Raw genomic sequence first — 25974 nt, forward strand, 5'->3', positions numbered from 1 at the left:
TCCGGCAGATCGCCGAGAATTCCGGCGTCGAAGGTTCGATCGTCGTCGGCAAGCTCGCCGAGGGCAAGGATCACAATCAGGGCTTCGATGCCCAGAACGAGGTGTATGTCGACATGATCAAGGCCGGCATCGTCGACCCGGCAAAGGTGGTGCGCACCGCGCTGCAGGACGCCGGCTCGATCGCCGCCCTTCTGATCACCGCCGAAGCGATGATCACCGACATTCCGGCTCGGGATGCCGCACCGGCAGTTGGTGGTGGCGGCGGCGGTGGCGGCGGCAGCATGGGATACTGAGACCTTGGCGTCCGGAGAAGCCCGTGCGTGAGCCGACGCTGCTTCCGGTATTCGGCAGACTTGGGGTCAAGCCGCCGGTCGGCGTTGCGGCCACGCCGGGCAGGAGAATGAAGAACGGGGTACCCCGCATGCGGGAGGGCATCTCACGGCACGGGGGCCTGGCTTTGAAGGTGTGCGTGGTGCTGTGGACAGTCGTTGGCCTGGCGGCAGTCTTTGTCATTGTGCAGGCCTGAACCGATCGACACAAATTGGTGCCGGCAAAAATGAATAGGACGCGACTATGGCAAACCGCTACGCGTTTCGCATGGACCGCCCGGACAGCTGGACCGTTTTCGACGTTTTCACCGGCCAGCCCGCCGAGTCCGATCACAAGATCATGGTCGGCATCAATGCCGGCGAAGCGGACGAGATGGTCGGCCGGCTGAACGATGAAGACGCCAAGCGGCGGGAACAGGCCGGCCGCTGAGCTAGCACACCGGCGAGCAAATTCTCCGGAATGATTCGCTAAGCACCTGTGCGGGGCGTACAGTCCGTTGTCGCCGGCCACAGAACAATGGGCACCGGCGCTTGAGAGCGTCCATCGTACTCCCGCCCCCTCGATGGGAGCCGCATTATGGACAACGATCAATCGGCCGATGTGATTTCGACTTTTGACTGCAATATCCTGCGTGACGCGTTCAGAACATCGGTCATTGAAAAGCAGATCCCCGAGGATCAGTGGCAGGCATACGCCGCGCTTTTGATCCGCGACTATACCGGCAACTCCGATTTTAATCCGGCGTTGCTGGCCTGGATCGTGCGACCGTAATTTTATCGCCGTGCAAGGTGACGGGGCGGACAGCCGCTCCGCGCTCTCTTTCATTTTTGCCTAAAAGGATAATAAGCATGAGGTACATGAAAACTCCGGACGCTCCGGCCATACCGGTCAAGCCAATCGTCGAAACTGGAAAAATCCTGTCGAAGCGGCTGACGATCAGAAGCGACGAAGCAACAAGACGAAAGTCCGCCGACACCGACGGCACGGTGCGGCGGGCGCGTCAAATTGCGGAAAGCAACCGCCTGATTTGATGCCCCTATGTCCCTTTGGGCAAAACCCGGACATCACCCGATGCCTTGGTACAACGTTCGCGTCATGCCGGAGAGCGACATTCGGTCATTCTATCGATATGTGAAGTCGCTCGGTGATCCCGGCGCTTTCCTCCCGAGAACGGCGAGACCGGGGGAAGAGCCGAGGACGCCCTTCGTCACGCTGGAGCCACCGCAAATGCCGGAACCTTGTTCACGCGACCTGGACTGCGGCGTGGGCGAAGTTTGCTCGGCCGCACCAGTCCGCCAATGCGTTAAGAAGTAGGCACCTTGGGCAGCGGCCCTCTTAAGACAGCCGACCCCAACTACGCGGTAGGGCGAAACCTTAAGTTTCGGAATAGTAGCGAACGCCGCCCTCGGGCCAGACGTCAAGTCAGACCGTCAATGATAAAGCTTAGGGTGAGCGCCTCGCGGATCGCCTGTGGATTTGGGCTTGACGTTTTTCGGAATCGCCAGGGCATGAGTTCCTCGATCTGGGTCTGCGGATGGCCGTTTGATGATGGCGTCGAGGGTTTCGGCGAGGTAGGCGACCGGGTTGACGTCGTTTAGCCTGCAGGTGGCGATGGAGGCGAGCAGCGCCCAATTTTCGGCCCCGACTTCGTGACCTGCAAACAGGGCATTTTTTTCTGGTCAGGCATACTGGCCTGATCGCGTTTTCGACCGGGTTGGTGTCGAGTTCCAGGCGGCCATCGTCCAGGAAGCGGGTCAGGCCTTGCCAGTGGCCGAGCCCATGCCGGATGTCTTCGGCCAGGCCAGAGCCGGAGGAGATCATCGATAGCTGCTTTTCGAACCATGGTTTCAGGGCAGCGATGATGGGCGCGGAATGCTCCCGTCGGGCGGCAAGCCGGGCTTGAGGTGATGCGAGCATCCGCGCGTGATCCGCACCCATTACCCCTACGCCGATAATTCCAACGCGTATACTCAAGTTGACCTCCGTATTATTCCAATGCGTTCAGTCAAGCCAGCCGGTTGTCCGGGCTTTTCCGGCCTCGTGCGAGTCGGCGGCCGCCTGGATGAATTTCACCCAGCGCAGCCCGTCGAGCACGTTCGGAAACAAGATCGTGACTGCCTCCGCATGAACGGTTGCACGGTACAACGCGGTACGCGATGCCGTTTCGTGAGACGCTTCTCGCAATGAATCCTGGCCGGCTCCGCGGGCGAAAGCGCGTCAGAGAAGCAGCCGCTGGTCCGTTGTAGGCAAGATGCGGATCATATCCGCAGTAGGATGAACCTGCCGTGCCGGCGTGTCTATCTTCTGAGGCTGACCGGTGCTGGCGGCGCGCTCAATGGCAAGCAGGGCGCGCACGTCGGCAAATCCTTCTCCACCGTCGGCTTCAGGCGGTTGTGCATTCAGGATGCAGTCGGAGAAATACGCGGTCTGTCCGGCGAAATGGTCTGTCTGCGGGAACGTCGTTTCGGTTCTGATGTCGCCATGCCGAAGCTTCATTTGCACGGCAGTCTCGAAACGGAAGCCAGGGTCGGCTGTTACGCTCCCCTTCGTTCCGGCCACGTGGTAAAAATCCGAATTGTCCGCGCCGAAGCTGGCAATGAACTGTGCAAGCCGGCCCTCGGGGAAGCGCAACGTCACGGCAATGCTTTCCTCTACCTCCCCGACTGAGGCGCTGCCGAAACTCCTTACCGCGACTGCCTCGATCGGCTCAGTGGCAAAGATATGGCGCGCGGCATTCAGGCAATAGACGCCGATGTCCTGCAAGGGACCGCCCCAATAGGCGGCCTTGAGGCGGTGATTGTCGGACGACGCTACGAAGGAGAAGACCGCGGCAAAGATGCGGGGATCGCCGATCTCACCGCTGCGGATGCGCTCCAGCACCTCGACAGTGCCGGGCTCGTTGTGCAGCCGATACGCCGTCATCAGGTACGCTCCGCTCTCATTGGCGGCGGCGATCATCGCCTCGCATTCCGCCTCGGTCGTGGCCAGCGGCTTCTCAACGAGCGCGTGCTTGCCGGCTCTCAGGGCTCGGATCGCATAGTCGGCATGCATGGAGTTCGGCAATGCCACGTAAACTGCATCGGCGACGTCCGATGCGAGCATCTGGTCGTACTGCTCATAGCTGAAGACGTGTTCCACGCCGTAGAATTCGGCGAGCTTAGCGGCGTTTTTGGCCGAGCCGCTGACGATCGCCGTGATTGTCGAGTTTCCGGTCTGGGACACACCGGGCATAAAGGCTTCCTGTGTGATCCAGCCCGCGCCCACCACGGCATATCGTATCTTTCTCAATTGCTCCTCCCGAATGGGATCACTCCCGGCACTCGTCTAAAAATGGTCACGCCGTGGCCAGCGGAGCGTCTCTGAGGCCTGACGGCAGCGGTCGATTTGAGCCAGTCGCTCGATGGGTCTGTTGTCGCCTCTCAGGGGCAAAGGCGGGCAAGAGTCATCCCTCGCCCGCCGCAGAGTTGCGCCCCCCGCCTACTTTCCGATGCAGGTGTCGGCGGTTTCGGGGGTGCAGACGTCGAGACCGGTGTAGGTCGGGTCGGCCGGCGCGGGCTTGCCGTCCTTGATGTCCTTCAGCGCCAGCATGGTCTTGTAGCCCATTTCGAACGGCCGCTGTCCGACCTGGCCGAGCGACAGGCCTTCCTTCATCTGGTCCATCTGCACCGGCAGCGTGTCGGCGACGACCAGAGCCAGCTCCTTCTTGGCGATCTTATCCTTGTACGGCTCGACCGCAGCGCGATTGGCATCCGGTATGAATTGCGGAAAGCCGCCTGTCGGCACGAAGGCGTCGAGGTTTGGCGTCTTCGCCATGAAGTCCTGGAACTGCTGAACCGACAGAGGGAAGTCGTCGTTGGTATAGAGAGGGCAGCCCGGTGCTTCCGTCCAGCCGTTCTGGCCGGTCAGGGCATCACCTGGCGAGGCAGCCGACTCCTTGCCGGCCAGCGTATCGCGTATACCCTTCATGCGCTCATTGTGGTTGGCCGCGGCAGCTCCGCCCGACTGGATACAGATGGTGCCGCCTTTCGGCTTGATGGTCTGCACGATCTTGGCGAGGTTGACGCCAATTTCGTAATTGTGCGTGCCGATATAGGCGACACGCAGGTCCTTGTTCTCCGGTAGCACATCCGAGTCCCAGGTAAGCACGGGAATGCCCGCTTCCCTGGCGGCCTGAAGCGCGACGGCCATTGCCGCGGCGTTCGACGGGGCGACGGCGATGCCGTCGACCTTCTTGGCCACCAGGTCCTGCACGATCTGCACCTGCTCCTCGCCGCCGCCATGCTCGCCGGGGCCGATATACATGCATTCGATCGCGCCGCTGGATTCGGCTTCGGCCTTCTTGCAGCCGTCACGAGCCTGGTCGAAGAAAGGATTGTTCATGTTCTTCGGCACAAGGGCGAAGACGTATTTCTGCTGGGCATAGGCCTGCCCTGCCATCAGCGCGGAAAACGCCACGGCCGCCGTCAGAATGTATTTTTTCACCTGTTCCTCCACTTTGTTTTGACGTCCACTATCCCCGACGGCTTGCGGCCGCCGGATTCTATTTGCGCTTCCAGGTAAACATACCCTCCAGCGTCGCCCGCAGCGACTTGCCCGAGGTCTGCATGCCGAGAAGCACGGCAAGAATGATGAAGGCCCCGACAAAGGCGCCCTGCCAGTTCGAATCGATCCCGGCCATCAGCAGCGCGTTGCGGATGACCTCGAGGAAGGCCGAACCGATCACAGCGCCAAACGCGGTTCCGTAGCCGCCCATCAGGCTGGCCCCCCCGATGACGGTGCCGGCGATCACCCTCAACTCGTAGCCGGTTCCCATCGCGTTGATGGCCGAGCCGCTGTAGCCGAGCAGCAGCAGGGACGCGATCGATGCGGTAAATGCGCAGAAGACATAGGCCTGGAATTTGATCCAGTCGACGGGGACGCCGGTCATCCGCGAGGCGTTCTCGTTGCCGCCGATCGCGAAGAGGTGGCGCGCCCAGGCGGTGAAAATGAAGACGGAGCCGACGATGAGCGCGAGGATCACCATCACCCAGAACTGCGAGGACAGTTCCGGGATCCAATGAGGCACCCAGCCGTCAGGCGTGTGCCTCGGCCATTTGGCCTGGCCGATGGCCTTGACGATCGGCGCATCGGGTCCGAACTGGTAAAGCATCTGGTTGCCGGACAGCACGACCGCCAGCGAGCGCGCGATCGACAGCATGCCTAGCGTCACCACGAAGGACGGCATGCCGATATAGGCCACGAAGAAACCGTTAAAGGCTCCGCAGGCGATGCCTGCGAGCAGACCCGCGCCAAACGCCACATACCAAGGCTGGTGCCAAGTGAGCAGCAGGCCGGCGACGATCGCGACCAGCCCCATCACCGAGCCGACCGACAGATCGATGCCGCCGGTGATCAGCACCACCGTCATGCCCAGCCCCATGATGGCGATAGGTGCAAAATTGCGGGTGGTGTTGGTAACGTTGTCGACCGTGCCGAAGCTGGGCTCCAGCCACGTCATGAAGACCACCAACACGAAAAGCGCGATCGCGACCCAGAAGGCCTGGCTGGCGATCATCTTCTGGAAAACGCTCTGCTCTATTATGCCGACCACATCACCGATGGACGCATGGCCTTCCTTCAGCATGTCGCTCTGGCTATGCATCACGGATTGCTCCCGTAATTAGGCCGGTGATCTCCTCCGGCGATGTCTTCTCCGTCGCCTTGTCGGCCACTTTCGAGCCGCGTCTCAGCACGATGATGCGGTCGCAGACCGCGAACACATCGGGCATGCGGTGGCTGATCAGCATTACCGACACATTTTGCGATTTGAGCCGCCGGATCAGCTCCAGCACCTCGGCTACCTGGCGGACGGAAATCGCCGCGGTCGGCTCATCCATCAGCACGAGCTTGGAGTTGGATAGCCGGGTGCGGGCAATGGCGACCGCCTGCCGCTGGCCGCCTGACATTTTTTTGACCAGATCGCGCGGCCGCGTCTCCGACTTCAGCTCCGCGAACAGTTTTGCCGAGCGGTTGATCATCGTCTGCTTGTCGAGCACGCGGAGCGGCCAAAACCCCTTCTTCATCTCGCGGCCGAGAAAGACATTTTGGGCGGCCGTCAGATTGTCGGCCAAGGCCAGATCTTGATAGACGACCTCGATCCCTTCGCCCCGTGCCTCGATCGGCTTGTGGAAATGGCAGACCTTGCCGTCCACCGCGATTTCGCCGTCGGAGGGTGGGAAGTTCCCCGCAATCAGCTTCACCATGGTCGATTTCCCGGCACCGTTGTCGCCCATCAGGCCAACCACCTCGCCGGCAGCAACCGCGAAGCTAACATCTGACAAGGCGCGGATAGCACCAAAGCTTTTCGAGACGCTTCGTACGTCCAGCACAGACACATTCTCCTCCCTGTGCGACGTCGACTTGAGCACTCAGCCGACGTACCTCTCTCCGGCTGCAATCTATATTGCAAAATGTACAAACATGCAACGTTTATTTCAGACGCATGCGGGGCGGCGACCAACTCTCCCTCGCATCAGTCTGTTCGCAGCCACTTGCTCTCCCGGGCCGAGCCCTGAATTGCCTCCACGAGTTCCTGGATGCGTTGGCCGGCCCGGAAGCCGAAACACTCGTCTCGCTTCCCGGCGATCGCATCGACGAACCGCGCAATCTCGATAGCCTTCAGATCGTTGAAGCCGAGCTGATGGCCTGGTGCGACGCAGAAGAATCCATAGGGATCGTGATCCGGACCGGCCTCGATGCGCCGAAAGCCACGCCGGCCGCCGGGATCGGCCGTGCTGTAGAAATGCAGCTCGTTGAAGCGCTCCTGGCTGAAGACGAGCGCCCCCTTGGTGCCATAGACCTCGAAATCGTGCTGCATCTTGCGGCCGGTGGCGACCCAGCTCGCTTCGATGCTGCCGGATGCACCATTGGCAAAACGCAGAAATGCGCGACCGATGTCGTCGACCTCGATGGTCCGGCGCCCGCCTCGGCCATCCTGACGGCTCGCTATGACGGTGACGGAATCGCCGAGGACCCGTTCCACCGAGCCAAGCAGAAACTCCGCCGTGGCCAGAGCATGGCTGCCCAGATCCACCAATGCGCCACCGCCGACAGGATCGTGCCGGAAGGTAAATGGGCTTTCCGCATCCGCCATGTAATCCTCGGCGTGAATGCCGCGATAGCTGCGGATCTCGCCCAACTCGCCCGCGCGGATCATCTGCCGCGCCAGCGCGAGCAGCGGGTTGCAGAGATAATTGAACCCGACCTGCGTCCTGACGCCGGCCGCTTCCGCCGCCTCGGCCATCCGTCGGGCATCCGCCGCAACGGGCGCCAGCGGCTTCTCGCAATAGACGTGCTTGCCGGCGGCAATGGCGGCGAGCGCCATCTCCTTGTGGAAGGCGTTCGGCGCCGTGATATCGATCATATCGATCTCCGAGTCCTCGACCAGACGCCTCCAGTCCCCGCTCGCCCGCGCGAACCCCAAGGCCTGCGCCGCCTGCGCGGCGAGGTCATCGGTTCTGTCCGCAACCGTGTGGAGCACCAGTTCGTAGGGAAGATCGAAGACACGTTGTGCGGCAGCAAAGCCGAACACATGGGTCTTGCCCATGAAGCCGGTGCCGATCAGGCCGATTCTGAGTTGAGGTTTTTCACCGGCCATTCAACGCGGCTCCGTTTACCACCAGCGCCGAGTCAATCCGCCCGGCGAAAAATTCGAGCACGTTCCGCACGGACGAGATCGCCATGCGTTCTCCGCATTCGGCGGTGAGCCCGGCTATATGCGGCGTCAGAATCACGTGGTCGAAGCCGAAGAGCGGATGGTTCGCGGCAGGCGGTTCATCGTCGAAGACGTCGATACCGGCTGCGGCGATGCGCCCCTCTCGCAGCGCCGCGATCAGCGCCGCCTCGTCGACCACGCCGCCCCGCGCAGTGTTGATGAGTACGGCAGTCGGCTTCATCGCCGAGAGTTCCATTGGCCCGATCACCGGGCGCTCGGCCTTGGGTACGTTGACGGAGATCGCATCGGCCCAGGCGAGTCCCGTTTGCAAGTCGCTCACCGACGCGACCGGCCCCTCCGGCCAGCCTTGCCTTGCAAGGAATGGATCATATGCGCGCACGTTCATGCCGAATGTCGCCGCCATGCGCGCCAAGTGGCGGCCGATCCGGCCGAACCCGAGGATCAGCAGTCGCTTGCCCGCGAGTTCGTTTGGCTCCAGCCGGTTGCGCCAACCCCATTCGTTGTCGCGGACCGAACGATCCGCGCGGATGAGCCGCTTGGTTGCCGCCAGCAACAGCATCATAGCGTGCTCGGCCACCGACACCGAATTCACGTCGCCGACTATCGCCAGCGCGATACCACGTTCGTTGAGAGAAGGCAGATCCACGGCGTCGTAGCCGACGCCATGGCGCGAGACGATCTTCAGTCTCTCGGCGCGTGCGACGGTCGGAGCCGACAAGGGCTGGGTGCGGATGACGAGACCATCGGCCTTGCCGATCAGAGGTGCATAGCTTGGCTCGGAGACATCTTCGACATAGTCGTAGGTGACGCCGGGCGACCCATCGAGAAGTTCGATGCCGCTCGGATGAAGCTTTCCGGCGACCAGGACGTGGGGCATCAATAGCCTCCCTTGCCGGCTTCGGCCGGGACGGCTTTCGCACCCGTCAATTCGCGGAAGCGAGCGACACTTGCCTGCGCGGCGGAGGCAAGCAGTCGGGAGTCACCCGAGATGGTTGTCATCTCGAAACCCCATTCGACGGCACGTGCGGCGTAGTCGGCCGTGCCGCAATGGAGCGCGGCGCGTTTGCCGTTCCTCTTGCAGGCCGTAACGATCGTCCGCAGAGCGGCGATCATGTCAGGCTCCTCGCGATCGAAGGACGGCGCGAGACGCCCCTGGTGCAGGCTGAAGGTCAGGTCTGCGGGACCGACATAGATGCCGTCGAGCCCTGGCGTTGCGGCGATCGCATCGAGATTGCGCATCGCCTCGGCGGTCTCGACCATGGCGAAAGCCAGGATCTCGTCATTGGCCTCGGCCGCGTAGTTGGCACCCGCCGAGAAGTTGGCACGCGTCGGCCCAAAACTGCGCTGGCCGGCCGGCGGATAGCGCAGGTAGCTGACGAGCTGAGCCGCCTGTTCCGGCGTGTTGATCATGGGACAGATCACGCCATAGGCGCCGGCATCCAGCACCTTCATGATGATGCCCGGCTCCAGCCACGGCACGCGCGCCATGGGCACCACCCTGGATGCACGCATCGCCTGGAACATCGGAAGCAGCATCGAATAGTCGAGCGCGCCGTGCTGGACATCGATGCTCACGCTGTCATAGCCCTGCGCGGCCATGATCTCGGCGGTGAATGGATTGCCGATCGAAAGCCAGCCATTGATCGTGGGCCGCCCTTCGGCCCAGATCTGCTTGAGCTCGTTCTTGATCAAGGCGGCCTCCTCAGAACACGATCTGCGCAAGCTTGGTGTCGAGGTAGTCACCGATACCTTCGCTGCCGCCTTCGCGACCCATTCCGGAATATTTCGTGCCGCCGAACGGAGCCTCGGACGCGGCAAGAGCGAAGCTGTTGATGCCCACCATGCCCGCCTTGAGCTCCGCGACAACTCGCCTGGCCCTGTCTGGACTGCGGGTGAACGCATAGGCCGAAAGCCCCACCGGCGAAGCATTTGCTCGCGCGAGCACCTCGTCGTCGGAGCTGAATCTGGCGATCGCCGCGATGGGTCCGAAGTTCTCTTGGGCAAAGACCGTCATGTTGTCGGTAACGTCACTGAGAGCGGTGGGCTCATAGAAATGGCCCGCATTGAACGAGGCGGCGCGACCAGCTCCGGTCGCTACTTTTGCTCCGGCCCCCACCGCGTCGTCGACGATGGCTTCGATCTCCGCAAGCCGGCGGTCGCTGATTAGCGGTCCCATCTGAACCGAGGGGTCGAGGCCGTCGCCCAGCTTCAATGCTCTTGCGCGTTCGACGAAGCCTTCGACGAAAGAGTCGTGGAGGCTTTCGTGGACGAAGAAGCGATCAGGCGTCACGCAGACCTGCCCGGCATTAGCGTATTTGGTTGGCACCGACAGGTTGAGCGCAGTGTCTAGATCTGCATCGTCGAAGACGATCAGCGGCGCGTTGCCGCCAAGCTCCATCGACACCTTCTTCACCGTGTCGGCGGCATCGCGGATCATTTGCTGGCCGACTCGAGTGGAGCCGGTCAGCGATACCTTGCGGACAGCAGGCGAAGCCATGATGGGCGCATAAGTCGTGTCCGTCAGGCCGATGACGAGGTTCACCGTGCCGGCAGGAAGCTTGCCGGCGCGCATGCAGTCGACCATCACCATCGCCACGCCGGGAGTCTGGCTCGACGGACGGATGATAGTCGAACAGCCGGCAGCTAGCGCCGGCGCCACCTTGCGGGCAACCAGAGCAGCCGGAAAATTCCAGGCCGTGAACGCTGCCGCAACCCCGACCGGTTCGCGCAGGACCTCAAACCGGCCGCCCGGTACGCGGCTTTCGATGACTCGACCATAGATGCGCCGCGCCTCTTCGGCATACCAGCGGAACTGGTCGATCGAGAGTCCCCATTCCCGCTCAGACTGGGCGATTGGCTTGCCGGTCTCGGTCGAGATCATCCGCGTCGCTTCGTCCTTGCGGCGGATCATCTCGTCGGCGATGGCGTGAAGCGCGTCAGCCCGCTCGAAGGCGCTTTTGACTTTCCAGGCGGCGAAGCCGCGGCCCGCACTTTCCAGAGCCTCCTCGGTATCGACGAAGGCGGCAGATGGCGCATTCCCAAGTGACTCTTCTGTGACCGGGCTCAGGACCGTGGAGGTGGCATTTCCGAACGCCGGTCGCCAACGACCATCGATAAACAATCCGTATTTCGCGTACATGGCTTATCCGATCTCGCTGACCTTCACGGAGCGGCCTTCGACCGCCGATTTCATCGCCGCTTCGGCCAAGACCAGAGCGCGGCGCCCGTCCTCGAAACCGACCAGCGGCCGCTCGGCCTTCTCGACGCAGGTAACGAAGGCGTCGATCTCGGCATCGAACGCTTCGCGGTATCGCTCGATGAAAAAGTCGAGGTAGGGCGTGGTGGCTTCGGCCCGCGCGGCCGAGTAACGGCGCAACTCATGAGGCTTCCGGTTGCCGCTGATCACCATGCCGGTGCTGCCCAGAAGCTCGACGCGCTGGTCGTATCCATAGGTTGAGGTGCGGGAATTGTTGATGTGGCACTGCTTGCCGCTTTTGGTTCGCATCACGACCATGACGCTGTCGTAGTCGTTTAGTTCCTCCATCATCGCCGGGTCGATCAGCCGGCCTCCTATGGCGAACACCTCCTCCGGCTCCTCTCCCAGCATGAAGCGGGCGAGGTCGAAATCGTGGATCGTCATGTCGCGAAAAAGCCCGCCCGCGACCTCGTAGTAGGAACGGGGCGGCATGCCAGGATCACGCGAGGTGATGATGACCTGGTGCAGGTCGCCGATCTCGCCGGATCGTACGGCGTTCCACGCCGCACGATGACCGGGGTCGAAACGTCGGTTGAAGCCGATCTGGACCGGCACGCCCTTGGACAAAATTGCTTCGGCGCAACGGTTCACCCTTTCCAGACTAAGATCGATCGGCTTCTCGCAGAGCACGGGTTTGCCAGCGGCCACCGCCTTTTCGATGTAGTCGGCGTGCGTGTCAGTCACCGTCGCGACAAGGACCGCATCTACATCTGCCGAGGCAAATACCTCGTCGGCGGATCCCGAAGCGCGAACGCCGTGCCGCGCCGCGACAGCCTCCGCGGACGATTCGTCGATGTCATAGACGGTGGCCAGTTCCGCACGGGGATGCGCGGCGATGTTTGCCGCATGCATCCTACCTATCCGACCACAGCCGAGCACAGCAATCCTGAGCAAGAAATCCTCCCGGTTTGAATTTTTGCAATGATCGTTGCAAACATATTGATTTGTCAATGGGCATTCCGTATAGATTTGGAAAGACCGTCGTTAGGGAGGAGACAAAGATGACCAGGGCCACCGTCCGTCTGACCATGGCACAGGCGCTCGTGCGCTATCTGTGCAACCAGTTCACGGTCGTCGACGGCGAGAAAGTTCCGCTTTTTCCGGGAGTCTTCGCCATCTTCGGGCACGGCAACGTGACGTGCCTTTCTGAAGCACTCGAGGCGATGAAGCACGTGCTGCCGACCTGGCGCGGCCAGAATGAGCAGTCGATGGCGCTTGCAGCGATCGGCTTTGCAAAGGCGAAGCGCCGGCGCCAGATCATGGTTGCGGCGACCTCGATCGGTCCGGGTGCGCTGAACATGGTGACGGCGGCGGGTGTCGCCCATTCGAACCGGCTGCCGGTGCTGATGCTCTCAGGCGACACCTTCGTCAGTCGCCGGCCCGATCCGGTCATGCAGCAGGTCGAGCACTTCGGCGACCCAACCATCAACGTCAATGACGCCTTTAAGGCGGTCACGCGCTACTGGGACCGCATCGTCCATCCCGAGCAGATCATCTCGTCGTTGCCGCAGGCGGTTGCGGTGCTGCTTGATCCGGCCGATTGCGGGCCTGCCTTCATCGCTTTGCCGCAGGATGTGCAGGAGATCGCCTGGGATTATCCCGAAGCCTTCTTCGAACAGACGGTGAATGAGGTGCCGCGCCCCCGGCCCGATCGCAGCCGGCTCGCCGAAGCGACCCGCCTCCTCAAAGGCGCAAAGCGGCCGCTGATCATCTCGGGTGGTGGCGTGCGTTATTCGGGTGCCGAGAAGGTTCTTGGCGATTTCGCCAAAAGGCATGGGATCCCGCTCGCGGAGACGATTGCCGGCAAAGGCACGGTTACGCACGACCACCCCGCGCATGTCGGACCGATCGGCATCGTCGGCTCAACCTCCGCCAACGCGCTGGCGGCGGAAGCCGACGTGATCATCGCCGTCGGCACACGGCTCATGGACTTCACCACCGGATCCTGGAGCGCCTTCTCGGCCGACGCAAAGTTCGTCTCGATCAATGCCGCACGCTGGGATGCCACCAAGCACCGGGCGCTCGCCGTCGTCGGCGACGCGCTGGAGACGGTGAGCGAACTCGAAGGTGCCCTCGGCGACTGGAAAGCGGAGAGGGCCTGGACAGACAAGGGTCGCATCGAGTTCGCCAAGTGGAACACGATGCTTGACGGCTTCCAGAAGCCGACCAACGAGCCGGTCCCGACCTATGCGCAGGTCGTAGGCGTGGTGAACGCCAAGGCGGGCGAGCGTGACCTGCTGATCACCGCGGCCGGCGGACTGCCCGGCGAGGTGATGAAGAACTGGCGGGTGAAGGAACCCAACACTTTCGACTGCGAGTTCGGCTTCTCCTGCATGGGTTATGAAATCTCTGCCGGCTGGGGCGCGGCCATGGCCGACCCTACCCGCACGCCGATCGTCATGATCGGCGACGGCACCTACATGATGATGAACTCCGACATCTATTCGTCGGTGCTCGCCGGCCACAAGATGATTCTCGTGGTATGCGACAATGGCGGCTATGCGGTGATCAATCGGCTGCAGAACGCCAAGGGCGGCGCCTCCTTCAATAACCTTATCAAGGACTGCCGGGTCAAGGAGCCGTTCTCGGTCGACTTCGCCAAGCACGCGGAAGCCATGGGCGCGCTGGCGCGGCGTGTCGAAAGCCTTGCCGATCTCGGCCAAGCGATCGAATGGGCGAAGACCACCGACCGAACCACCGTCATTGCCATCGTCTCCGACGCCTTCAGCTGGACGCCCGGGGATGCATGGTGGGACGTCGGCGTGCCCGAGATCAGCGGGCGCCAGCAGGTCCGCGACGCGCATGCCGCGCAAACCGAAGGTCGCAAGAAGCAGCGCGTGGGTGTCTGAACCGTTCGGGCGCGCGGGGGCGTCCCCTGCCGGAACGATGCAAAACTCCCTGAGCATTGTTCCGGCAGTTTTTTGTCGCTGCGCAGGCAGCCAGCAGCATTCGAAAATCATGATTGGAGATGACGATGAGAGCCAAGCTTGGCATCGCGCCGATCGCCTGGTGGAACGACGACCTTCCCGAACTGAGCGACGACGTCTCGCTGGAGGAGTGCCTGCGGCAGGCCCGTGAGGCCGGCTTCACCGGCATGGAGACTGGCCGCCGCTTCCCGATGGACGCGGCCGTGCTTGAGCCCATCCTGAGGCAGCATGCCATGAGCGTCTGTGGCGGCTGGTTCTCCGGCCGCTTGCTGGTCGGCAATATCGATGAAGAGAAGGACCGCATCGCCGCGCAGATGGAGTTGTTCAAGGCGACCAACGCGCCCTGCATCGTCTATGGCGAGACGGGTCGCACCATTCAGGGCGACCGCGGAACGCCGCTGGCTATGCGCCCGCGTCTCGACGACGATCAGATCAAGGCCTACGGCCGTAAGCTCACCACTTTCGGCGAATGGTGCGCGGGTCAGGGCATGCCGATTTGCTACCACCACCACATGGCCGCGCCGATCGAAAGCGAACAGGACGTCGATCTGCTGATGAAGCATTCCGGCGAGGGTCTGCCCCTGCTCTACGATGCCGGCCATATGGCCTTTGCCGGCGGCGACGTGCTGCGGGTGGTGGACAAGCACCACGCCCGCATTTCGCATGTACACACCAAGGACATCCGCCAAGCGGTCGTGGACGGGCTCGACCGCAGCCGGGAAAGTTTTCTCGACGCAGTGGTAAAGGGGGCCTTCACCGTACCCGGTGACGGCTCGCTCGACTTCGAGGCGATCGTGAAGCGGCTGGCCTCCTACGGTTACGAAGGCTGGTTCGTCGTTGAAGCCGAGCAGGATCCCGTCAAAAGTCCGCCACTCGAAATGGCGAAGATCGGGCATAAGGAATTGCGGCGCGTCATGGCCGCGGCTGGCTACCCTGTGGAGAGCTGAAGTATGAATCGCATGGATGGAAAGGTCTGCGTTGTCACGGGTTCAACGCAGGGGTTGGGAGCGGCCATTGCGCGCCGGCTGGCGGAAGCCGGCGCTGCCGGTCTTGTCACTCTCGGCCGCAACGAGGCGAAGGGCCGTGCCGCGGCCGAGGCGATCACGCACGACACCGGCGTGCCTGTCCACTTTGTCAAGGCCGATCTCGGCAAAGTCGAAGATTGCCGAAGCGTGATGGCGGAGGCCGAGCGCGTTTATGGCAAGATACATGTGCTGGTGAACGCCGGTGCCCGCACGGACCGTGGCACCATCCTCGATACCTCGCCCGAACTTTTCGACGCCCTGTTCGCCGTCAACGTGCGCGGACCCTACTTCCTGATGCAGGAGGCCATCCGCCGCATGATCCGCGACGGCATTGAAGGCGCCATCTGCAACATCGGCTCGATCTCGGAACATGCCGGCCAGCCTTTCATCAACGTTTACTGTGCCACTAAGGCGGCGCTGGCGACGCTGACCCGCAACACGGCGTTTTCCGTGATGAAGAACCGCATCCGCGTCAACCAGCTTGATGTCGGCTGGATGGCCTCCGACCATGAGCGGGAGTTACAGGCGAGTGAGACGGGCGATTCCAATTGGGAAGCGAAAGCGGTCGCAAACCTGCCCTTCGGGCGCCTGATCGACCCCCGCGAGGTCGCGCGGGCGGTAAACTTCCTTGTTTCGGACGATGCCGGGCTCATGACAGGTTCGGTGGTGGATTACGACCAGACAGTCCTTGGTGCCGCATCCGGCCCCATGGCCGTGCCTGAAAAGGCGATGGCGTTTTAACCTTCCGACACCGATTGAGAATCGACGGCCGGAGGATCGCCGGTGCTGCGACAGGTTTCGCGGTTTGGAGTCCCTACCGCTCGGTAACCGTTGGAATGCGGGGATTGACTGCGTTGTTCTGAAGCCTGGCCGCCAAGGCCACGGTCAAAGCCTGGGCAAGACACATAGGAGCCGCCAGCGAGCGCGAGAAAGTGTATTCGTGCTCCGGAACGGCGAAGAGAACGCGCGCGCTCTTGGCCAATGGAGACAGCGTGCTGTCCGAGATCGCCACGATGGGTATACCTCTCCCCGCGGCTTCTTCCACAACATTGACGACCTCGTTCGCATAGAAGCGGAACGACACCGCAAACAGCAGGTCCGTCTTCCGCATCGCGCGGGCCATATGCGTGGCCAGTCCGCCGCCCGGATCCAGGAGCACGCAGCGCTTACCCAGCATGGTCAGTATATAGCGAAGGAGTTCGACGACCGGTGCCGAGCGAAGTTGTCCCATCAGATAGACGACGTCGGCCTTCTCGAGCAGGCTAACGGCTTCCGCCAGATCCTCGGGCTGAATACCGGTGAGCATCTCTTTCAGGGACGCGATGTCACGGACGACCAGATCGTGCATGAATCCCATCTCGCTGCGATCCGTCCGCTCCCCCAGTTCCTTCTCCAATGCCTTGACGCGGGCTTCGAAGCCGGGAGCCGCGGTGGACAATCGTTTCTGGAAGAGGCTCTGCAGGTCCTTGAACCCCTCATACCCCAATGCTTGGGCAAATCGGACGAAGCTGGACGCGTGAACGCCGCTGCCTTCCCCGATCGAGTTCACCGATCGCACCGCGACGTCATTCGGATTTTGGGTGAGATACAACGCAATCTTCTGGTACGACTTGCTCATCCCATCATACCGGTCGTGTATCACGCGGATGAGATCCTCATAGTCCTTGGGAGCCTCGACCTTCTCGTCCACGATGCACATCCTTGCAATTTTTGTTGCATGATGGCGTCTTTGAAGGTTTTTGACCAGCAGAGAGTTGTCAACTCTGTCATGGGGCCACAAGTTGTGACTTTCGGTCGTACTGCGCAGGTCAGCTTCGCGCTAGAAAAACGGATCGGAGCGCCGAAGAGTGCGCATCGCGCGTCCGCGCACCAAGAGGGCTGCGACGGGTCCGTGCGAAGGAGACGCGTCAGAGGAGCAGCGGTTTCGGACAGGCTTAGGAATAGAAGGCCGGAAAGTCGACCGCTCCACCGCCCTACCAAAAGGCTTCGCGGCGGCGAAGATCTTTGCCGACGCCGCCCACTACGACTTGGAGAATACCTGCTGCCTTATGCGATCCGCAGAGTTACCGATCCGGAAGCAAGCCTCATAGTCTTCTTGGAGAGCACATATCGCGCCGCCGCAGACCTCGCGGACTGGGATTCAGCCGGTCTCGAATGTGCATTCGGGCAACCTCTGCGACCACGGGCTCCGCAAGTGCTCTGTCGCGCCGACGTTCGCAACGGCAAGTCCGTCCTACGACCCTGAAAACATCATCGGCTGCGCTTCAGCGGTACTGCATTTGGTACTGCATCGCCAACTTAAATCCCATTAAGCTTTGATTTTTATTATCTTTTCCGGATCAGTCCGTCCAGTCCATCATCGTCCCGACTCGCAATTTCGAGTTCGTGGTTGCTCGATCTCGATTTGTTGTCAGGCCGCTTGCCGACGATAGCAAAAGAACGCCTCCTCGATAGGGGGTCTTGCGATGTAGCGGTCTAGCGACTCGGCCCCCCACATTTGCAGCGGAATATTCTGTGAGTATCATTTGTCCGATTTACACGTCGCTGTTCGCTTTTGCCGAACGAACTATTGAGGCAGCTTCCGCACAAAGCCACATCCTATTATGGCAGGATGATCTCGCCCTGTTGGGATGATATGGATATGCGGATCTGGTTGCACTCATGGCAACATAGCCCTGTTTCTTTGCCACGAAGCTGCCGAAGCAACTGCCTATTTTGGCTTCGCGCGGCTGCGGCTTTTGCGCGCCGATATCTCCGAGGCAGCGTCTATGAAGAGTGACGCGATTTCCTATCCGCCGAGAGGACTCTCTCGCGACGAAGCCGCACGCTACGTCGGTGTCGGATCGACGCTTTTTGAAGAGATGGTTGCTGACGGGCGCATGCCGAGACCTAAACACATCAACAGTCGGGCCGTCTGGGACCGTGTAGCGCTCGACATCGCGTTCACCTCGTTACCCGACAAAAACAACGGTCTGCAACAGCTTTTGGAGCGGAGCAAAAAGGAAGCAAGGAGATAGAATAGGCAGCTTGCGCATACGCTGCTGGCGTAATAAAGTCGCGGGCTCGTACGGAACACGCGACGTGAACGATCGTGAAAAGCTTGCGCAAGAAGTTAAAATTTGGCGCGCCAAGGCAGGATTCACGGCCGAAGCCGCAGCCAAGGTGCTTGGGATACCCAAGCGCACATTTGAAGGCATTGAGCAAGGCAGGGGCTTCCCTTACCCGTTGCTCCTTCGGGTCGCCATGGAGAGCAAAGGCCCTTCGCCTCCGGCGACGATCGAGGTGCCCCGGCGCTTGGAACAGCAGAAGGCTGGAAGGAGGGCTTAATGGGCCGGCCATTCAAGGATGACAAATATCCCGGAGTCTCGTCGCGCCTAAAAGGCGGTAAACTCGTCTATCGTTACCGCGGCAAGGGAAAGCCCGAAATTCGGCTTCCAGGCCGGCCGGGTGATCCAGAGTTCGAAGCCGCCTATGGACGGGCAACTCAAGGCCAGAGTCAGAAGGCCGTGATCATCGACTTGCCTGGACGGGCGTTGCCAAAGACTTTCGGTCATGCTGCCCGCCGACTTGAAACGACGATGGAATGGCTGGACTTCGACCAAGCGACCCAGCAGAAGAATGCTCGGCTTATTGAACGCTTCCTTGAGATGAAGGTCGATCCCGCCTATCCGCTGACCTGGCGCGACACGCCGATCGAGCATCTCGATGCCGACCGTCTGCGTGCGATTATCGAAGGCGTCTTTGGCACCAGACGGACAGTCGCAAAGCACCTGCTGGTAGCGATCAAAAAGCTCCTTTGGGTGGCGATTGACGTTGAGAAGTGGATCAAGCCGCAGGACGATCCTTCGCTGTCAATTCGCGTTCGCATTCCCAAATCGACGGCCAATCCCGGGTGGCCGATGGCCATTCGTGAAAAGTTCGAGGCGCGCCATGCGGTCGGCTCGGCGGCGCGCACCTGCTATGCCCTCGGCTTCTGGCTCGGGAATAGACGCGGCGATATCGCCACACTGGAATGGGAAGATCTGGTCAGCGAGGAAATCGAACTGTTCGATGGCTCGCTGGTTTTGATCGAGGCCTTCGAGTTCCGGCAGAAAAAGAACCGAAACCGCCACGGCGGCAGGGAAGTGTTTATCCCCGTCGTGGACAAGCTGGCGCAGGCTCTGGAGCCGCTAGACCGTTCGAAAGGTGGACCGGTATTGAGGAATGGCTATGGGCGTCCGTTTGCGGAAAAAAGCCTCACCGGCATGATGGCACATTGGAACAAGCAGGCCGGCATTCCGGAGGGCTACACCCTGCACGGGCTCCGGCGTACCTTCGGCACGTATCTCGCCGAATGCAACATCCAGGCACGCGCCATTATGGAAGCGATGGGACATTCCTCCATGACGGTGACGGACGCGTACGTACGGGAAGCCAACAAGAAGCGGATGGCCGTCGATATCGCCCGCGCGATCAACGAGCGGGAGGCGAAACGCGACGCCATAAAGCAGCGGACACCGCTTCGCGTCATCAAGTGAATGGTTTCAATTCGGACCGGTGCAGGGCGGCTTATCGGCCGCCCTTTTTTGTTGGGCCCATAATCGGCCCAAAACATTTTGGGCCGAGGCCACTTTTTCGCACTAAAATCAAAGATCTTGGTGGGCCCGGAGGGTATTCAGAAAGCCATAAAAATCAATTGGTAAGAGATCAGTGGGACTTCAGAGCATTCAAATCTTTTCCAATGTTTTTCAATGTTGTTGTCCCACTCAGAAGTGCCTCAGTCCACCAAGCCGACGCACTGAACGCCTCACTCGGAAGGGAGGTTTGCGCAAGGCGAAAGGAAGATCGCGTCGGTGTGCAGCCTTCCTGAGAAAGGTCGCGGTAGCGCCAACTGCTGACGCTCAGCGCGAAGACATCAATGTCCTGTTATGGGGCCGTCAGAGGACCGGCCGCTTGTCGCGCCAAGAAGCGATAGCAGACATGCAACTAGGTGGTACAAAATCTCCAGCGTGACCCTTTCGAGACATTTGCGTGCGGCATTTGCGTCTCGAAAGCGGTTCTTTAGTGCTACCAGCACCAACGACCGTCGGCGGTCGTTCAGAACACGGGTTACCGTCTCTAAACCGTATATTGGACCGGGCAGCCGCCGGAAATTGATCGAATGGAGGTGATCGCATGTCAGGAGGCGTTCAAAAACGACCTACGACCGCGATCTTCATCGCGGCCGTTTTCATGGTGTCATTCCCGGCTATGCTGACAAGTTCTTTATGATCGGCAGCTTGCGGATCGTCTTGCCCGTCGCCGCCCGTAGCGCGTTGGCGACGGCCGGGCCGATCGGCGGCACACCCGGCTCGCCAACGCCCGTGGGCGGCTCGTCGGACGGCACAATGTGCACCTCGACGCGCGGCATCTGCTCGATCCTGAGCGGCATATAGGTGTCGTAGTTCTCTTGGTCTACGACACCGCCCGTCAGGGTCAGCTCCTCCTGGAGGATCGCGCCTAGCCCGAAGCCGATACCGCCCTCCATCTGAGCGCGGATCTGGTCAGGATTTATCGCGGTGCCGCAATCTACCGCGCAGACGACGCGGTCGACTTTGAAATCATTTCCATCGTTGAAGGTGATCTCGACCACCTCGGCGACATAAGTCGAGAGGCTTTCATGCAGGGCCACGCCGCGGAAACGGCCTTCCGGCAGAGGCTTGTCCCAGCCTGCCTTCTCAGCAGCCAATTTCAGCACGCCGGCATGCCGTGGATGGTGACCGAGCATCGACAAGCGGAAATCGACCGGATCACGGTTCGCAGCGGCGGCGAGCTCATCAATCAGGGTTTCCATTGCGTAAGCGGTGTGGGTGGAGCCTACCGAACGCCACCACAGCACTGGGATGTTCACGTCCGTCGTGGTCAGCTCGACCTTCAGGTTCGGGATCGCATAGGGCAGGTTGGTGGCGCCCTCCACGGAGGTCGGATCGATGCCGTTCTCGATCATCGCCGCAAAGGGCGAACCGCCCGCGATCGATTGGCCCACGATGTGGTCATGGAGAGCGACGACATTGCCTTCCTTGTCGAGCCCCGCCTTGACTGCGTGCACATAGACCGGCCGGTACCGCCCACCCCGCATGTCGTTCTCGCGGGTCCACTGCACCTTCACTGGCTTGCCGGGTCCCAGTGCACGCGCTGTGGAAACAGCTTCGATAATGAGATCTGCGTCCGAGACCGCTCGGCGGCCGAAGCTGCCGCCGGTCTTCATCACGTGCAGCCTCACCTTGTCCGGCGTGGTGCCGCCTACTTGAGCGGCAGCCGCCTGATAAAGATCGGGCATCTGGTGTCCGCCCCAGACGTCGATGGTGCCGTCTTCGTTGATTCGGGCGGCCGCGTTGAGTGGCTCGATCGAAGCATGGACAAGATAGGGGAATTCGTAGTGCCCTTGGATGACTTTCTCAGCACTGGCCAACGCTGCGGGAGTGTTACCGTCGTCGCGCGCGGTGGCCGCGCCCGGATCGTCTGCTGCCTTAGTGTATTCGGCCATGATCTCGGCCGTGCCGCGCCTTTCGGCCTTCTCTTCGTTCCAGGTCACCTCCACGAGATCGCGGCCCTTGAGCGCCGTCCACATGTCCCTGCCGACCACGGCAATGCCGCGCGGCGTCTGGACGACATCGACAATGCCGTCGAGTGCCTTGGCCTTGGAGGCGTCGAAGCTCTCGATCTCAGCGCCGAATTTCGGCGGATGGATCATAACGGCCGTATTGAGTCCATCCATCTTGAGGTCGATCGTGTAGGTCTGCGCGCCATTGGTCTTGCCGGCGGAATCGTAGCGCTTGAGGCTGTCCGATCCGATCTGGGCCCACTTGTCGCGCGGCTTTAGCGGCACGTCGTCGGGAACCGGCATTCCCGCTGCGGCTTCAGCCAGGTCACCGAAGCGCGCCTGCATCCCTGAGGCGTGCGACACGACCCCGGAAGCGACTGTGATCTCGCCGGCTGGCACGTCCCACCGCTGCGCCGCGGCCGCCACCAGCATGGCCCGTGCGGCAGCACCCGCCTCGCGGTAGCGCTCCCACGACGAGCTCATCGACGTGGAGCCACCGGTTCCCTGCGCGGCCCCGCCCCAGGCGAGATTGCCGTAGAGCGCGGTATTGCCATATCCGCCGACCACGTGGACCTGCGCCCAGGCGCCGTCGAGCTCTTCCATAACCAGGGTGGCGATGCCGAAATAGGAGCCTTGTCCCATTTCGAACTGCGACGAGTGGATGACGATTCGGTTCTCCGGTGTGATCTCGACATAGGTTTGGAAGGGGTTCGCCTGGACTGCTGCAGGCGTCGTTTGTGCGTTGGCGGGCGCGGCCATCATTAGCCGGTAGCCCACGGCGAGGCCCGCGGTGGTGACGGCCGTGCCGAGGAGGAACTGGCGGCGCGTAGGCCCCACGGCATTATGCTTCGGGAGAAACTGCAACATGCCTCAAGTCTCCAGCCGGTTGGCGGTCTCGTGGATGGCCGCGCGGATGCGATGATAGGTGGCGCAGCGGCAGAGATTGCCGCTCATCGCCGAATCAATATCATCGTCCGTCGGCTTCGGCGTCTCTGTCAGGAGGGCCACGGCCGACATGATCTGGCCAGACTGGCAATAGCCGCATTGAGGTACGTCGAACTCGGCCCACACGGCCTGGACCGTTTCGCCGATCTTGCCCGACACGCCCTCAATGGTGGTGATCGAGGCTCCTTCGATGTCGCCGACTGCGGTCTGGCACGAGCGCGTCGGCATGCCGTTAACGTGAACCGTGCAAGCGCCGCACTGGGCAAGGCCGCAACCGAATTTCGTTCCTGTGAGTCCGATGCCGTCACGGATCGCCCAGAGCAGCGGCATCTCTGGATCGACGTCGAGTGTTCGCGCCTCGCCATTGAGGGTAAAAGCGACCATGGTTTGCTCTCCTTGTCCTGAGCTGGCTATCTCGTTGCGCCTCCGCCCGGCTAGGAACCGGATTCTTATTGCTGAGGCATAGCGACCACAGACTAGGATCGCGCAGCTCGAGCAACAAGCCGCTAGCTGGCAATCGCGAGATCGTGAAGTGGCTCGTGTCGAAAGGCTGGAGGCAACTGAATGTCATTTTTGGGCCGACCGGCCGGTCAGTTTCCGGCTCGATGACCTGGTTGGCAGTCATTCCGCTTCTAAGCCGAAACCCCAGACATGAACTGTAGCAGCATCATAAAAGACGACATCAAGCGGCGATTTTTCGTTGCGCTGCACCGCTAGCTCGTTCGCGTGGTTCATGATCCGCTGGTTATCCGCGGATGCTGGTTCACTCTAGATGCCAACACAGAGCTTGCGAAACTTGCCACGCGCTATGCGGTTAAGGATGTGGTCGTCGTTCGTAGCGAGCGAATGGCCGAAAATGAAGAAGCAATGGCTGGCGGTCTTCACATTCGCGGTGAACTGCTTGAAGCCTTGGTACAGGTAGGCATTGTGACGGATCTTCGCTTTCTTCTGGGCGCTGGTGGGCTGATGAAGGGCGGCTTAGGGTCATGATTTCCGGTTCATTGCGCTGCAATGACCGATGAGTCACAGACGCTGCATTTCGCGCTAGACCGCAGCTGCGGTATTCTCGATCATACGCTCAGCCATCCTATTCGCACCTCGTTGCCGCCGTTCGCCGCACCTATCGATCGGAGGCCTTCCAGCCTCGCGATAGCCGCGCTATGGGCTGCACACAACCTGACGACGAACAGGAGCAAGATTGGACATAGAAGCCCAGCACAAGATCGCCCTCCCCCTGTCCTTGCTCGTTTTCATGCGAAAACAATCAAACTGAGTGCTGCGGGCATAGCGAGGTCGATTTGGCCCACTTCAGAGCGAAGTCGGCCATAAGCCATTGATATAATTTCGGTGGGCCCTGAGGGTGCTTGGAAAGTCAAAAATATCAAAGGCTATTCGACGGTGGGACTGTGTTGCGTTACTATGCTCTCCGGTCTTTTCCGGTTGATTTGTCCCACCCTGATGCCGATTGCGGTCATTCGCCGCTGCCTTGGTCAATTCCCGATTCCACAAGCATCCTGTCCTGAGTGGGCAGACGGCCTTCTTGGTGGTAATTAGTCAGCGACACGTTGACCGTTCTCGTCATGCGCGGGTGAAATCTACGTTCGACCATATACGTCGTCGAAGCGAACGATATCATCCTCGCCGAGATAATCGCCGCTCTGCACTTCAATGATCACCAGGTCAATTCTGCCTGGGTTCTCCAGCCGATGCTTATGGCCGCAGGGGATGTAGGCTGATTCGTTTGTCGCCAGGAACAACTCCTGCTCGCCATTGACGATTTTCGCGGAGCCGCTGACCACGACCCAGTGCTCCGAACGATGATAGTGCATCTGCAGGCTCAGCCGCCGACCGGGTTTCACCTCGATGCGTTTGATCTTGAAGCGCTCGCCTTCCTCAAGAACCGTGTACCTACCCCACGGCCGGTGTACCGTGCTATGGACCAGGTGAGCTTCATGTCCGGAAGCCTTGAGGCCCTCGAACAGCTTCTTGACGTCCTGAACGCGGTCGCGGGATGCGACGAGCAAAGCATCCGGGGAATCCACGATCACCAGATCGCTGACGCCGACCGTTCCGATGACGCGCTTGTCGGAGCTCACGTAGCTGCCGGTCGTGTCGACCATGTGAACATCGCCGCGGATCCTGTTCCCGCTTTCGTCGGGGGCGATCAAATCGGCCATTGCGTTCCAGGATCCAATGTCGTTCCAACCCATGTCGCAGGGAACCACGGCAAGTTTATTCGTCTTCTCCATGACAGCGTGGTCGAGCGAGATTCGCGGCGCGGAGCCGAAATGCTCAGGCGCGAGTTCGATTTTGGCAAAGCCTTCGCCTTGACTGAACCTGCCGTTCTCGTAGCTGTCGGAGACGGCCTGGATCACCGCGGGGCAATGCGATGCCATCTCGTCGAGCATGGTTTGTGCGCTAAAGCAGAAAATGCCGGCATTCCAGAAGAAGCGCTTGGACGCGACATAGGCTTTGGCTGTGTCTAGATCCGGTTTTTCAACGAAACGGACGACTTTCTCACCATCCGCTTCGATATAGCCGAATGCCGTGTCCGGTCTGGTTGGGGTGATGCCCAATGTGGCGATCCGCCCGAGCTTCGCATGTTCGATTGCCCGGCCCATGACGTCTAAAAATACAGGCAGGTTTCCAACCATGTGATCGGCCGGGAAGACGCATAGAATTGCGTCAGCGCCTTGCGTTGCCCGGGCATGGATCGCGGCTGCCGCCACGGCGGCGGCCGTATCCCGGCCTTCAGGCTCGAGCAGAAACGTGCGTGGCAGAACCACGGACTCTAGTTCGTCGAAGTCGTCCTTGGTAAGGAAGAGGTGTTCCCCAGATGTCACGGCGACGAGTTCCACTACGCCCTTTATCGAACCGGCGCGCAACACAGTGTGCTGCATCAGTGAATGCCCGTCTGCCACTTTGAGGAAAGGTTTAGGGTGCGATTGCCTTGAGGCGGGCCATAGCCGCGATCCGGCTCCGCCGCTGATGATGACGGGAACCACTTTCATATAACAACCTCGATTTCGTCTCTGGAGTGATTGCCCGCGCCCTTTCGAGCGTTAGCGTCACGATCGCCGTCGCACTGGCTTGGTCTGCGGCCTCCGAGTAACAGCGAAGTTCTGGCGCGTTGCCGAACGGCCTCAGATGACGACGCTATCGGTATCGTACGACGCTTCCATGGCCTCGATGAGAAATGATGACATTCAACTATC

General features: G+C 61.1%; 26 protein-coding genes and 1 pseudogene. 13 read left to right on the forward strand and 14 right to left on the reverse strand.

Translation table 11 applies throughout. The features are described 5' to 3' along the window. The 5 genes from NKH28_RS26760 to NKH28_RS26780 all read left to right on the forward strand — a co-directional run. Positions 1–293 (forward strand): TCP-1/cpn60 chaperonin family protein (locus NKH28_RS26760; protein ID WP_352541460.1); only part of this gene is annotated, 293 nt, incomplete at its 5' end. Positions 294–316: 23 nt separating this feature from the next. Continuing rightward, on the forward strand, positions 317–526 hold the full coding sequence (locus NKH28_RS26765; RefSeq protein WP_352980818.1) for a hypothetical protein: 210 nt from the start codon (positions 317–319) through the stop codon (positions 524–526). Between the two features lie 47 nt (positions 527–573). Further along, the gene (locus NKH28_RS26770; protein ID WP_352541461.1) at positions 574–759 is read left to right on the forward strand and encodes a hypothetical protein; all 186 of its coding nucleotides are present in this window, start codon (positions 574–576) and stop codon (positions 757–759) included. Positions 760–906: 147 nt separating this feature from the next. Next, positions 907–1101 (forward strand): hypothetical protein, encoded by a 195-nt coding sequence (locus NKH28_RS26775; protein ID WP_352541462.1) that lies wholly within the window; start codon positions 907–909, stop codon positions 1099–1101. A gap of 77 nt (positions 1102–1178) precedes the next feature. Continuing rightward, positions 1179–1361 (forward strand): hypothetical protein, encoded by a 183-nt coding sequence (locus NKH28_RS26780; protein WP_352541463.1) that lies wholly within the window; start codon positions 1179–1181, stop codon positions 1359–1361. Between the two features lie 386 nt (positions 1362–1747). Here the strand turns inward: NKH28_RS26780 and NKH28_RS26785 are convergent. From NKH28_RS26785 to iolG, 10 genes and pseudogenes are all read right to left on the reverse strand, one after another. Beyond that, a pseudogene (locus NKH28_RS26785) lies at positions 1748–2235 on the reverse strand (IS66 family transposase); the annotation flags it as partial. A 312-nt stretch (positions 2236–2547) separates the two neighbouring features. Beyond that, complete coding sequence (locus NKH28_RS26790) at positions 2548–3597, reverse strand: Gfo/Idh/MocA family protein (RefSeq protein ID WP_352541464.1); 1050 nt, start codon at positions 3595–3597, stop codon at positions 2548–2550. 210 nt (positions 3598–3807) lie between these two features. Then, positions 3808–4812 (reverse strand): substrate-binding domain-containing protein, encoded by a 1005-nt coding sequence (locus NKH28_RS26795; RefSeq protein ID WP_352541465.1) that lies wholly within the window; start codon positions 4810–4812, stop codon positions 3808–3810. Positions 4813–4870: 58 nt separating this feature from the next. Continuing rightward, entirely contained in the window at positions 4871–5971 is a 1101-nt protein-coding gene (locus NKH28_RS26800) for an ABC transporter permease (protein WP_156937342.1), read from the reverse strand. Then, a complete protein-coding gene (locus tag NKH28_RS26805; protein ID WP_352686825.1) occupies positions 5964–6704 on the reverse strand; it encodes an ATP-binding cassette domain-containing protein in 741 nt (246 codons plus the stop codon). The genes NKH28_RS26800 and NKH28_RS26805 overlap by 8 nt, the downstream gene beginning before the upstream one ends. A gap of 137 nt (positions 6705–6841) precedes the next feature. Next, positions 6842–7966: a Gfo/Idh/MocA family protein gene (locus tag NKH28_RS26810; RefSeq protein ID WP_352980819.1), complete on the reverse strand. Its 1125-nt coding sequence runs from the start codon at positions 7964–7966 to the stop codon at positions 6842–6844. Next, the gene (locus NKH28_RS26815) at positions 7956–8921 is read right to left on the reverse strand and encodes a hydroxyacid dehydrogenase (RefSeq protein WP_352980820.1); all 966 of its coding nucleotides are present in this window, start codon (positions 8919–8921) and stop codon (positions 7956–7958) included. The genes NKH28_RS26810 and NKH28_RS26815 overlap by 11 nt, the downstream gene beginning before the upstream one ends. Next, the gene (locus tag NKH28_RS26820; protein ID WP_352541469.1) at positions 8921–9736 is read right to left on the reverse strand and encodes an HpcH/HpaI aldolase family protein; all 816 of its coding nucleotides are present in this window, start codon (positions 9734–9736) and stop codon (positions 8921–8923) included. The genes NKH28_RS26815 and NKH28_RS26820 overlap by 1 nt, the downstream gene beginning before the upstream one ends. Before the next feature lie 10 nt (positions 9737–9746). Next, entirely contained in the window at positions 9747–11183 is a 1437-nt protein-coding gene (locus tag NKH28_RS26825) for an NAD-dependent succinate-semialdehyde dehydrogenase (protein ID WP_352980821.1), read from the reverse strand. 3 nt (positions 11184–11186) lie between these two features. After that, entirely contained in the window at positions 11187–12194 is a 1008-nt protein-coding gene (iolG, locus tag NKH28_RS26830) for an inositol 2-dehydrogenase (protein ID WP_352541471.1), read from the reverse strand. A gap of 107 nt (positions 12195–12301) precedes the next feature. Between iolG and iolD the strand changes: the two genes are divergently transcribed. The 3 genes from iolD (at position 12302) to NKH28_RS26845 (ending at position 15993) form a co-directional block, all read left to right on the forward strand. Next, a complete protein-coding gene (gene iolD / locus NKH28_RS26835; RefSeq protein WP_352980822.1) occupies positions 12302–14149 on the forward strand; it encodes a 3D-(3,5/4)-trihydroxycyclohexane-1,2-dione acylhydrolase (decyclizing) in 1848 nt (615 codons plus the stop codon). Between the two features lie 125 nt (positions 14150–14274). Next, entirely contained in the window at positions 14275–15174 is a 900-nt protein-coding gene (gene iolE / locus NKH28_RS26840) for a myo-inosose-2 dehydratase (RefSeq protein ID WP_352980823.1), read from the forward strand. 3 nt (positions 15175–15177) lie between these two features. Continuing rightward, complete coding sequence (locus NKH28_RS26845; protein WP_352541473.1) at positions 15178–15993, forward strand: SDR family oxidoreductase; 816 nt, start codon at positions 15178–15180, stop codon at positions 15991–15993. Positions 15994–16066: 73 nt separating this feature from the next. Here NKH28_RS26845 and NKH28_RS26850 read toward each other — a convergent pair whose 3' ends face one another. Next, positions 16067–16942 carry a MurR/RpiR family transcriptional regulator gene (locus tag NKH28_RS26850; protein WP_352449995.1) on the reverse strand — a complete coding sequence of 292 codons (876 nt, stop codon included), beginning with the start codon at positions 16940–16942 and terminating at the stop codon, positions 16067–16069. Between the two features lie 78 nt (positions 16943–17020). Between NKH28_RS26850 and NKH28_RS26855 the strand changes: the two genes are divergently transcribed. The 4 genes from NKH28_RS26855 (at position 17021) to NKH28_RS26870 (ending at position 19769) form a co-directional block, all read left to right on the forward strand. Then, a complete protein-coding gene (locus NKH28_RS26855; RefSeq protein ID WP_352980847.1) occupies positions 17021–17497 on the forward strand; it encodes a DUF5996 family protein in 477 nt (158 codons plus the stop codon). Positions 17498–18020: 523 nt separating this feature from the next. Further along, positions 18021–18269: a helix-turn-helix transcriptional regulator gene (locus NKH28_RS26860; protein WP_352816193.1), complete on the forward strand. Its 249-nt coding sequence runs from the start codon at positions 18021–18023 to the stop codon at positions 18267–18269. 64 nt (positions 18270–18333) lie between these two features. Beyond that, positions 18334–18579, forward strand: coding sequence for a helix-turn-helix domain-containing protein (locus tag NKH28_RS26865; protein WP_352541475.1), 246 nt, complete (start codon positions 18334–18336; stop codon positions 18577–18579). Continuing rightward, positions 18579–19769 (forward strand): tyrosine-type recombinase/integrase, encoded by a 1191-nt coding sequence (locus NKH28_RS26870; RefSeq protein WP_352541476.1) that lies wholly within the window; start codon positions 18579–18581, stop codon positions 19767–19769. Before NKH28_RS26865 ends, NKH28_RS26870 begins: the two co-directional genes overlap by 1 nt. A 710-nt stretch (positions 19770–20479) precedes the next feature. Here the strand turns inward: NKH28_RS26870 and NKH28_RS26875 are convergent. Further along, positions 20480–22681, reverse strand: a complete 2202-nt coding sequence (locus NKH28_RS26875; RefSeq protein WP_352980824.1) for a xanthine dehydrogenase family protein molybdopterin-binding subunit — start codon at positions 22679–22681, stop codon at positions 20480–20482. Between the two features lie 3 nt (positions 22682–22684). Continuing rightward, the gene (locus NKH28_RS26880; protein WP_352467057.1) at positions 22685–23143 is read right to left on the reverse strand and encodes a (2Fe-2S)-binding protein; all 459 of its coding nucleotides are present in this window, start codon (positions 23141–23143) and stop codon (positions 22685–22687) included. A gap of 342 nt (positions 23144–23485) precedes the next feature. Between NKH28_RS26880 and NKH28_RS34540 the strand changes: the two genes are divergently transcribed. Further along, the gene (locus NKH28_RS34540; RefSeq protein ID WP_502898322.1) at positions 23486–23749 is read left to right on the forward strand and encodes a hypothetical protein; all 264 of its coding nucleotides are present in this window, start codon (positions 23486–23488) and stop codon (positions 23747–23749) included. A 605-nt stretch (positions 23750–24354) separates the two neighbouring features. Here NKH28_RS34540 and NKH28_RS26890 read toward each other — a convergent pair. Beyond that, a complete protein-coding gene (locus NKH28_RS26890; RefSeq protein ID WP_352980825.1) occupies positions 24355–25770 on the reverse strand; it encodes a mannose-1-phosphate guanylyltransferase/mannose-6-phosphate isomerase in 1416 nt (471 codons plus the stop codon). Between the last annotated feature and the right edge of the window lie 204 nt (positions 25771–25974).

Origin of the sequence: Mesorhizobium sp. M1227 (assembly GCF_040318315.1) — a bacterium.
GTDB lineage: Bacteria > Pseudomonadota > Alphaproteobacteria > Rhizobiales > Rhizobiaceae > Mesorhizobium.

What these genes read in the sequence shown, in the direction of transcription:
- NKH28_RS26770 (WP_352541461.1), top strand. Translation starts at nt 574, where the DNA reads ATGGCAAACCGCTACGCGTTTCGCATGGACCGCCCGGACAGCTGGACC.
- NKH28_RS26775 (WP_352541462.1), top strand. Translation starts at nt 907, where the DNA reads ATGGACAACGATCAATCGGCCGATGTGATTTCGACTTTTGACTGCAAT.
- NKH28_RS26780 (WP_352541463.1), top strand. Translation starts at nt 1,179, where the DNA reads ATGAGGTACATGAAAACTCCGGACGCTCCGGCCATACCGGTCAAGCCA.
- NKH28_RS26800 (WP_156937342.1), bottom strand. Translation starts at nt 5,971, where the DNA reads ATGCATAGCCAGAGCGACATGCTGAAGGAAGGCCATGCGTCCATCGGT.
- NKH28_RS26810 (WP_352980819.1), bottom strand. Translation starts at nt 7,966, where the DNA reads ATGGCCGGTGAAAAACCTCAACTCAGAATCGGCCTGATCGGCACCGGC.
- NKH28_RS26815 (WP_352980820.1), bottom strand. Translation starts at nt 8,921, where the DNA reads ATGCCCCACGTCCTGGTCGCCGGAAAGCTTCATCCGAGCGGCATCGAA.
- NKH28_RS26825 (WP_352980821.1), bottom strand. Translation starts at nt 11,183, where the DNA reads ATGTACGCGAAATACGGATTGTTTATCGATGGTCGTTGGCGACCGGCG.
- iolD (WP_352980822.1), top strand. Translation starts at nt 12,302, where the DNA reads ATGACCAGGGCCACCGTCCGTCTGACCATGGCACAGGCGCTCGTGCGC.
- iolE (WP_352980823.1), top strand. Translation starts at nt 14,275, where the DNA reads ATGAGAGCCAAGCTTGGCATCGCGCCGATCGCCTGGTGGAACGACGAC.
- NKH28_RS26845 (WP_352541473.1), top strand. Translation starts at nt 15,178, where the DNA reads ATGAATCGCATGGATGGAAAGGTCTGCGTTGTCACGGGTTCAACGCAG.
- NKH28_RS26855 (WP_352980847.1), top strand. Translation starts at nt 17,021, where the DNA reads ATGGGGCCACAAGTTGTGACTTTCGGTCGTACTGCGCAGGTCAGCTTC.
- NKH28_RS26860 (WP_352816193.1), top strand. Translation starts at nt 18,021, where the DNA reads ATGAAGAGTGACGCGATTTCCTATCCGCCGAGAGGACTCTCTCGCGAC.
- NKH28_RS26870 (WP_352541476.1), top strand. Translation starts at nt 18,579, where the DNA reads ATGGGCCGGCCATTCAAGGATGACAAATATCCCGGAGTCTCGTCGCGC.
- NKH28_RS26875 (WP_352980824.1), bottom strand. Translation starts at nt 22,681, where the DNA reads ATGTTGCAGTTTCTCCCGAAGCATAATGCCGTGGGGCCTACGCGCCGC.
- NKH28_RS26880 (WP_352467057.1), bottom strand. Translation starts at nt 23,143, where the DNA reads ATGGTCGCTTTTACCCTCAATGGCGAGGCGCGAACACTCGACGTCGAT.
- NKH28_RS26890 (WP_352980825.1), bottom strand. Translation starts at nt 25,770, where the DNA reads ATGAAAGTGGTTCCCGTCATCATCAGCGGCGGAGCCGGATCGCGGCTA.